We start from the raw sequence: 8,523 nt of genomic DNA, 5'->3' as shown, positions 1-8,523 counted from the left end.
CTGATCGTCAAAGCGATCCTTGAAAATCGACATTTTTCTTCAAAAAACGTGCGTTCCGGTGTACAAAGTGGCTGCTAGTGTTTTCATTTTTACCCCGCTGAAAGCCTTGCCACATAAGGGTTTTTCATGATCTTGCCCTGTGCTCTTCATGGCTCCAAAGGACAGCTTTTATCTTGAAGTCGTTGCTGTACTGCTGGGTTCGCTTTCCCGTTTTGTAAGCTGGCATGGCTCACCTCTCTGCGTTATCGAGGTGTGTCCGTTAAAGCGGGTGAGATCCAGCGTCCGCCAACAGCCACTTGTTAGATTTTCACTCCTCGCGCCCACGGATATACTCATGAGAGGGCACGAATAGTGGTAAAGAAACACCGTCTCTCTCCCCGGAGAGCCGTCTTTCTCTAATTAGGACCATTTGCACGAAATAAACCACCCCAGCCCTAGCCAGCTTGAGAGTTTGGAGAGACTCGCGTGCAAACTCTTGAAAACGGTAGTGTTCAACACAACCTGTCTCGCCATTCTCATGTGGCAACCCCATGTCGTGGAGCACTGTAAATCGATGTGTTGAGGAATTTCTCGAGCTCTGTTTTATTGCCAAAAAACCCTGTTCATTCGATAAATCTCTAGAAATTTCAGTCATTGCCAGAAGTGCGGTATTGCCTTTCTCAACCTCTTCTTCAATCACTGGAGCCAACTCTCTCGATTTTTGGCCCTTCTTAACTTTCTTAAACCAGGCAGTCTTCATCGATGCGCCCTTGGCGCCATCGATCCCCAAGTAAGACAGTGAAGCCACCGCGATTTTATCAAGGATGTCCAAAGCACTACGTTGGGCCAAAGCCAAAGCTGACTGATTTACTCCGTAGCAAGCATAATCGAGAGTGTCATTATAATTACCAGTTTCTTTGAAGCGCTCGTGGCATGCGTCGAAGAGTAATTGCCTTGCCAGGATGTACTCAGATTTTAGGACGTTGACCATCGCAAAAATCTCAGGAACGCTCCCGCCTGATCCTGTAGTCGATACTACCGACGCTATATTAATATTATCCCAGTATTGAGAACCATGTGCGTGGGAGTGAATGGTCGGCGAGAGCGTCAGATTGTTTTTTACGACGAAGCCCTCATAGCTATCAATATGAGCGACTTGCTCTGTTTTTTGGACTGGACGAATATCAGTTATTTCGCCGGTGATCCCGTTTACCCCATACTCACCAGAGTATGAATATATTGTTTCGATATTCTGTTTAACATGATCTGCAAGGTGTTCAATTTCTGACTTCACCAATCCGGGATCGCCCAAGCCTTGATTCAATGCATATCTGAGCATTTTTAAGGCGCCAGAGCTTGCGACCCCGTTTTCTGGGTTTTCCTCTAAGGCTTGAGAATAAAAGTCATATGCTTCTACCCAGCGATAGGAGGACCAAAGAAGATTACCCAAATTAGTAAAGGACTGAGACCGAGTGTCATGAGTTGCTTCCGAATCAATCGCTGCTTTGTAGTAGAGCTGGCGTGCCTCTAATCGATACTTTTCAGTTATTCCATACCAGCTATACCCTTCGTACCTCGTAGACAAGGCAAGAGCGTGCAGGCCATTCGCCAAGTTATAACTGAGTTCCGAGTTTTCTTTACACTTGCCGACAACAAGCCGAAAAATTTCAACTCCTTTAAAGACTGAATCAAAGTCCTTCAGTAACCCTCCAGCGTCCACCAGAATGGCTGCTTTCAACATATCAATGTTGATACTCCCGGAGAGCTCCAGCGCTTGACGAATAGCTTCCTGCGGGCTCTCATCCACCAAGCGATTCAGCTTTTCCGCTTGTTCAGCTAATTCCACTCAGCCTCCTGAAAATCTAACATTATAATAGTAAGCACGCTCATATTTCTTCCTGCACACCAGAGCAGCACCCACGCCTAACCCATTGATAATAAACAAATTATCACTCAATTTCCGTATGCAGCAATGAGCAAAAATGAGCACGCTCACTATCAACGGCCGCTTGCTCGTTATCAACATTCGCCTGCCGTAACCTTTTCAAAATACAGCGTTTTTTGAGCCGGTTTTGTTGTACACGAGCATGGTCTGGAGATAGTGCGCAGCCAACCTGAAAATCAGCCAATTCACTGTATAAAACATCAGCATCAGGCACGCTACCGCCCAAGCGTTACGGGCCGCCGTGCCCTGCTGGCTCTCAATTTGATGCAGCTATTCTGGCCCAGTCATGGCTGGGTTTCAATTGTGACTGTTATGTTTTTATCAGATAGAAATAAGTATTGAGTGCTCAACCGGAAACATGTTGATCAGCCACATGTAGCGATTGCTGCGCATAACGGACTATTTTGTGGATTTTTCACAGGGTTGAGACCAGGCCCCACGAAGCAGCTTCGGCAATCCCCACTGCTGCTGTGCATTGCGTTCGCTAATATTACAGGCATAAAAAAACCGCTGCCGGAGCAGCGGTTTTTATCAAAGTAACCGGAATTAACCGAATTTACTTCTTGGCTTCAGCGGCGTTGCGCTCTTTCACCTGGGCTACCACTTTCTCGGCAACGTTGGCCGGGCAGGGAGCGTAGTGAGAGAATTCCATGGAGAACTGGCCACGGCCAGAAGTCATGGTGCGCAGATGACCGATGTAACCGAACATTTCGGACAAGGGTACATCAGCCTTAACGCGTACGCCGGTCATGCCAGCTACCTGATCTTTGATCATGCCACGACGACGGTTCAGGTCACCAATTACATCACCTACGTGATCTTCAGGAGTGAACACGTCAACTTTCATGATCGGCTCAAGCAGCTGCGGGTTGGCTTTCGGCAGAGACTGACGGAAAGCGCCCTTGGCGGCAATTTCAAACGCGATGGCAGAGGAGTCAACGGCGTGGTAGGCACCATCAACCAGCTCAAACTCAATGTCCAGTACCGGGAAGCCGGCAACAGGACCAGTACCCATCATGCTGGCAACACCCTTTTCAATGGCAGGCCAGAATTCTTTCGGTACGTTACCACCCACTACGGAAGACTTGAACACCAGACCGGTGTTGGCTTCGCCCGGGCGGATGATGTAGTCAATTTTACCGTACTGACCGGAACCACCAGACTGCTTCTTGTGGGTGTAGCTGTCTTCAACCTGAGAAGTGATGGTTTCACGGTAGGCTACCTGCGGCTCACCTACAATCAGCTCAACGCCGTAGGTACGCTTCAGAATGTCTACCTTGATGTCCAGGTGCAGTTCGCCCATGCCTTTCAGGATGGTTTCACCGGAATCTTCGTCGGTTTCAACGCGGAAAGACGGATCTTCAGCAACCATTTTACCAATGGCCACGCCCATCTTCTCGGAGCCGTTCTTGTCTTTCGGCGCAACGGCGATGGAGATTACCGGCTCGGGGAACACCATGGCTTCCAGGGTGCAGGGGTGCTTGACGTCACACAGGGTGTGACCGGTCTGCACGTTCTTCATACCGATGATGGCGATGATGTCACCAGCCTGGGCAGAGTCCAGCTCGGTACGCTCGTCGGCCTGCATTTCAACCATGCGGCCTACGCGCTCGGTTTTGCCGGTGGCGCTGTTGAGGATGGTGTCACCCTTCTTCAGGCGGCCGGAGTAGATACGTACGAAGGTCAGGGCGCCAAAACGGTCGTCCATGATCTTGAACGCCAGTGCTTTCAGCGGCGCATCCGGATCAACAATGGCGTATTCGCCGGTCTCGTTACCTTCTTCGTCGGTCAGCGGCTGCGGATCAACTTCGGTCGGGCTCGGCAGGTAGTCGTTCACGGCGTCCAGCACCAGCTGCATGCCTTTGTTCTTGAACGCGGAACCACAGTAGGCCGGGAAGATATCCATGGTGCGGGTACCCTTACGGATACAACGCTTGATGTCTTCGATAGAAGGCTCTTCACCTTCCATGTAGGCTTCCATCAGGTCGTCGTCTTGCTCAACGGCGCTTTCAATCAGCTTTTCACGGTACTCTTCAACCAGCTCAACCATGTCGGCCGGTACGTCTTCGATGGTGTAGTTGTCGGCATCACCGGAGTCATCCCAGATCCAGGCTTTACGGGTCAGCAGGTCAACAACACCCTTGAACTCGTCTTCACGGCCGATGGGCAGAGTCATAACAACCGGGTTGGCAGCCAGCACGTCACGGGTCTGCTGAACCACGTTCAGGAAGTCGGCACCCAGGCGGTCCAGCTTGTTTACGAAGATCAGACGGGCAACGCCGGATTCGTTAGCATAGCGCCAGTTGGTTTCAGACTGAGGCTCAACACCGCTGGAACCACAGAACACACCAATGCCGCCGTCCAGTACTTTCAGTGAACGGTATACTTCAACGGTGAAGTCAACGTGTCCGGGAGTGTCGATAACGTTAAAACGGTGGCCTTTCCAGAAGCAGCTTACGGCTGCAGACTGAATGGTAATACCGCGCTCGGCTTCCTGCTCCATGAAGTCGGTGGTGGACTCACCATCGTGGGTCTCGCCCGCTTTGTGGATTTTACCGGTCAGCTTGAGGATACGTTCGGTAGTGGTGGTCTTGCCCGCGTCAACGTGAGCAAAAATACCGATGTTTCTGTAATGTGATAAATCAGACATGATGCAACTTTATATGGTTGATTGAAGAAGTAGACGGAGCATGCGAAGAGTACCAGCACACCGCACCTCAGAATTCGAGGCGCACATTATGCAGCAGAACCCGCCCCTGCGCAAATGGCCAAAGCGGGTTTACGTGTACTTTTTGTGCAGATTTGTCTTCGCGCTCCGGCCCGTTTTTTTATGCCAGTGCACTCATATACCGCCGTTGGCTACTTTGTAGTAGACCCAACCAAACAGGCCGGCAAAGATAATCACGGTCAGTAACACCTTGAGCCAGATAAATTTCACGCTTATCTCCCGTGGGCTTCATTACTGCCCTGTTCAGCAGGATTGTGACACCCTCTTTCAGCTTATGCCAGCCCCGGCACACTCGTCAGGATAAAAATAGCTGCCACCACCAATACCGACATGATGGCCGCATAGCTCAGGTTCCAGCGCATAATGCGAAATGAATCGAGCCCGTAGCGCCCCTGAAAGGCCAGATTAATGCCGGAAAGCGGCCCGGTAGAGGTGCCCACCGCCCATGACGACAAAAACACCAGTGCCAGCAGGGTATGATCAGGCTCCAGCGGCATCAGCACAGCACCTGCCAGCGCAATGCAGATGATGGGATGAATGCCCAGTAACGACAACCCGACCGTAGCCAGATAAGTGACGCTGGCCTCCACAGCACCAAACCGGGTTAACGGCAGGCTGCCGCCCAGGGTGGAAAACAGACTTTCCAGACCATAACCCAGCACACCGGCAGCCAGAAACAGCGCCAGCTCATTGCCCATTTGCGGCAGCCGGCCCTGGGTCAGCCCGTTTACCGCCGCCAGCGGTGGCTGCCGTTTCACTGCCAGCATGATCAGGGTGAGTGCCGGTGCCATTAGCGTGATGACTGCCAGAATGGATAACTGCGGCTGCCACTGATGCATGGCCAGCACCGCCATCGCCAGCAAACCGGGCAACAACAGGCCGCCGGCATGCAGCGGATAGCCGGCAAACTGCTGCACCGGGGCGTTTTCCGTATGAGCCGGCCGGCGACTTAGCTGCCAGCCGGTCAGCAGCAAACTGCACAGCGCCAGCGGCATGCTCACCAGCCACAGGCGGACCAGGCTGGCATTGGGTGCCACACTTAACGACACCGCCATGGCGGCAAAAAAAGGAGACCAGAAGGCCGCTGCGGTAAAACCACGAATAAGCACCAGCGCCTGCTCCCGGGTTACGCTGCCTTGCTTTGCCAGCCGGTCGCCGATAATAAAGACAGAAGACAGGTTAATGACAGAGCCAAACAGATGCACCGCCGCCAGGGTAGACGCCAGCGCCTTTTTGCCTTTGGGAGCACGTTCGTCATCGTCGGTTTGTGGCCGGCTCACCAGGCTTAAAAAACTGACCGCCACCAGCATGGACAGCAGCCCGCTGTTGCCTGCCACCAGCCGCTGCGGATCTATGTCTGCCCCCTGCCCTGCACTCCAGGCCAGACAAGCGCCGCCCACCAGCAGCAGCACCAGCGCCTGGGTGCGGTTACGCCGGGCCAGCCCTTGCCACAACAGCGCCGCCGCTCCCCAATAAGCCAGTCCCGCCCAGTGTGGTGCCAGGGGCAGCCCCAGCAGGCCGGCGGCTATCATGAGCATGGCAGCGAGAATAAGCATGCCGGCCAGTTGCCGGCGCAATGGCAGAGGAAACAGCGAATAAAGCGTAGCGAGCAAAATAAGCTCCGGTGGTGGAGTTAAACAGAGGAAAGATCATAACCATAAACACCGTGAGCTGTAAGCTGTCAGCTGTAAGTAGATGTTGTTTGTAGATACCGCTTCAGCTGGCGCAAAGCTACCAAGGTTGCCTGTAGTATGGATTCCGGATCCGTCATGCTGAACTTGTACCGGAATGACGAACACAAAAAAGCCCACAGGCACAACACTGTGCCTGCAGGCCATAACGAACAAACTTATCGCTTAAAGCTGACGGCCTAAAGCTATGTGTTACCCTTTGTAGATCTTGGGGTTGAACACATCGCGCAGCCAGTCACCAAGCAGGTTGATCACCAACACCAGCACCACCAGATAGATGCCGGGAAAGGCAGTGATCCACCAGGAGCCGGAGAAGATATAGTTAAAGCCCATGCTGATCAGCGCTCCCAGCGAGGGTTTGTCTACCGGCATGCCCAGGCCCAGAAACGACAGCGCCGCTTCACTCATAATGGCGTTGGCCACCTGCACGGTGGAGATCACCAGAATGGGCGACAGGCAGTTGGGCAGAATATGCCGGAACATAATGCGCACCGACTTGAAGCCCATCACCTTGGCGGCTTCCACATATTCCTTTTTCTTCTCGGCCAGCACGGTAGCGCGAATGGTGCGGGCATATTGTGGCCACTCTGCCAGCCCGATAATCACCACCAGCATCAGCACCGCATACCGGGCATAAAAGTCACTGCCCAGAGTGGCCTGAAACACCGCCGACACAATAATCGCCACCATCATGGTGGAAAACGACAGCTGCACATCGGCAATGCGCATTAAAAAGTTATCAATGCGGCCACCAAAGTAGCCGGCACTCAGGCCCACTACTATGCCAATGGCCAGCTGCAGCGCCACCGCCCCCAGACCGATGATCAGCGACACGCGCGAGCCATAAAGAATGGTGCTGAGAATGTCACGGCCCTGCACATCCGTGCCCAGCAAAAAACGTTCGTCGCCCATGTCCTGCCAGCTGGGCGGCAGCTCGGAGTCAAGAATGTCGATGGTGGCCAGATCATAGGGGTTGTGGGGGGCGATCAGCGGTGACAGAAACGCCGCCGCCACCAGCGCCACAAACACCGCAAAGCTGAACATGGCGACCTTGTCGCGCAGAAAATAATAAAGAAAGTCCGACTGGCGAAAACGGGCCCAGCGGCTTTGAGAAAGTTCGGTGCTCATTGCTTATCCCTTTGCTGCCAGGTTAACGGTGGGGTTCACCAGGCCGTAGATCAAATCCACTATGGTGTTGGTCACCACAAAGATAAAGCCCACAAAAATCACATACGTGGTGATCAACGGCGTATCCACCCGGGTAATGGCTTCCAGAAACAAAAAGCCGATGCCCGGCCACTGAAACACTTTTTCTGTAAGAATGGTGTAGGCCACCATGGTGCCAATTTGCACCCCGCCTACGGTGATCAGCGGTAACAGAGTGTTTTTCAGCGCATGCACAAACCAGATGCGATATTTGCCCAGGCCCTTGGCCCAGCCAAACTTCACATATTCTGAACTGAGCTGCTCCAGCATTTCCGAGCGCACCAGACGAATAAACAGCGGCAGCATAATGGAAGACAGCGCTATGCTCGGCAGAATCAGGTTACGGAACCCCTGCCAGTTAAACAGCCCCGACTCCCAGCCCAGCGGGCTGGTAAGCTCACCCCGGCCATAGGCGGGCAGCCAGCCCAGCTCAATGGAGAACACATACATCAGCAAAATGGCGGTAAGGAACACCGGCACCGAAATGCCCACAATACTGATGCCCATAATCACTCTGGACAGCACGGCCCTGGGCTTGATGGCCGAATACACCCCCAGCGGTATGCTGAGCGCAATAATCAGAACGCTGGCACAGAACACCAGTTCAAGGGTGGCCGGCAGCTTGTCGAAAATCACTTCCAGTGTGGGTTGTTTGAAGAAATAGGAAGTGCCAAAGTCGCCCTGCAGCGCATTGCCCACAAAGCGGCTGTATTTCACCAGAAAAGGATCGTTCAGGCCCAGCTCGTCGCGCATCTGCTGACGCACTTCTTCCGACACCGACTGCCCCACCAGCTCACGCAGGGGGTCACCCAGATTGTCCTGAATTGAAAAGGCCACCAGGCTGATAACAAACATCACCACCAGCGCCTGGAACACCCGTTTAAGCAAAAAAGTAAACATGTTGCTATATCCATTAGCGGGATCAGGGAATGGGGAATAGGGAATCGACCACCCTAATCCCTAATCCCCAGTCC

5 protein-coding genes are annotated in these 8,523 nt (G+C 53.1%); all 5 read right to left on the bottom strand.

The window, feature by feature from the left end:
- Window positions 1-307: 307 nt before the first annotated feature.
- Window positions 308-1,825 carry an LA2681 family HEPN domain-containing protein gene (locus R0I78_RS14375; protein ID WP_106451756.1) on the bottom strand — a complete coding sequence of 506 codons (1,518 nt, stop codon included), beginning with the start codon at window positions 1,823-1,825 and terminating at the stop codon, window positions 308-310.
- Between the two features lie 655 nt (window positions 1,826-2,480).
- Window positions 2,481-4,574 carry an elongation factor G gene (gene fusA, locus R0I78_RS14370; RefSeq protein ID WP_019935950.1) on the bottom strand — a complete coding sequence of 698 codons (2,094 nt, stop codon included), beginning with the start codon at window positions 4,572-4,574 and terminating at the stop codon, window positions 2,481-2,483.
- A 350-nt stretch (window positions 4,575-4,924) separates the two neighbouring features.
- Window positions 4,925-6,265: a hypothetical protein gene (locus tag R0I78_RS14365; protein ID WP_317075817.1), complete on the bottom strand. Its 1,341-nt coding sequence runs from the start codon at window positions 6,263-6,265 to the stop codon at window positions 4,925-4,927.
- A gap of 270 nt (window positions 6,266-6,535) precedes the next feature.
- Entirely contained in the window at window positions 6,536-7,471 is a 936-nt protein-coding gene (locus tag R0I78_RS14360) for an ABC transporter permease (RefSeq protein WP_019935946.1), read from the bottom strand.
- 3 nt (window positions 7,472-7,474) lie between these two features.
- Window positions 7,475-8,449, bottom strand: coding sequence for an ABC transporter permease (locus tag R0I78_RS14355; RefSeq protein WP_317075816.1), 975 nt, complete (start codon window positions 8,447-8,449; stop codon window positions 7,475-7,477).
- Between the last annotated feature and the right edge of the window lie 74 nt (window positions 8,450-8,523).

The sequence above is a fragment of the Oceanimonas sp. CAM02 genome (assembly GCF_032842915.1).
Classification (GTDB): Bacteria; Pseudomonadota; Gammaproteobacteria; order Enterobacterales; family Aeromonadaceae; genus Oceanimonas; species Oceanimonas smirnovii.
The sequence above is the reverse complement of the archived record's forward strand: the minus strand, read 5'-3'. Positions and strand labels throughout refer to the sequence as shown.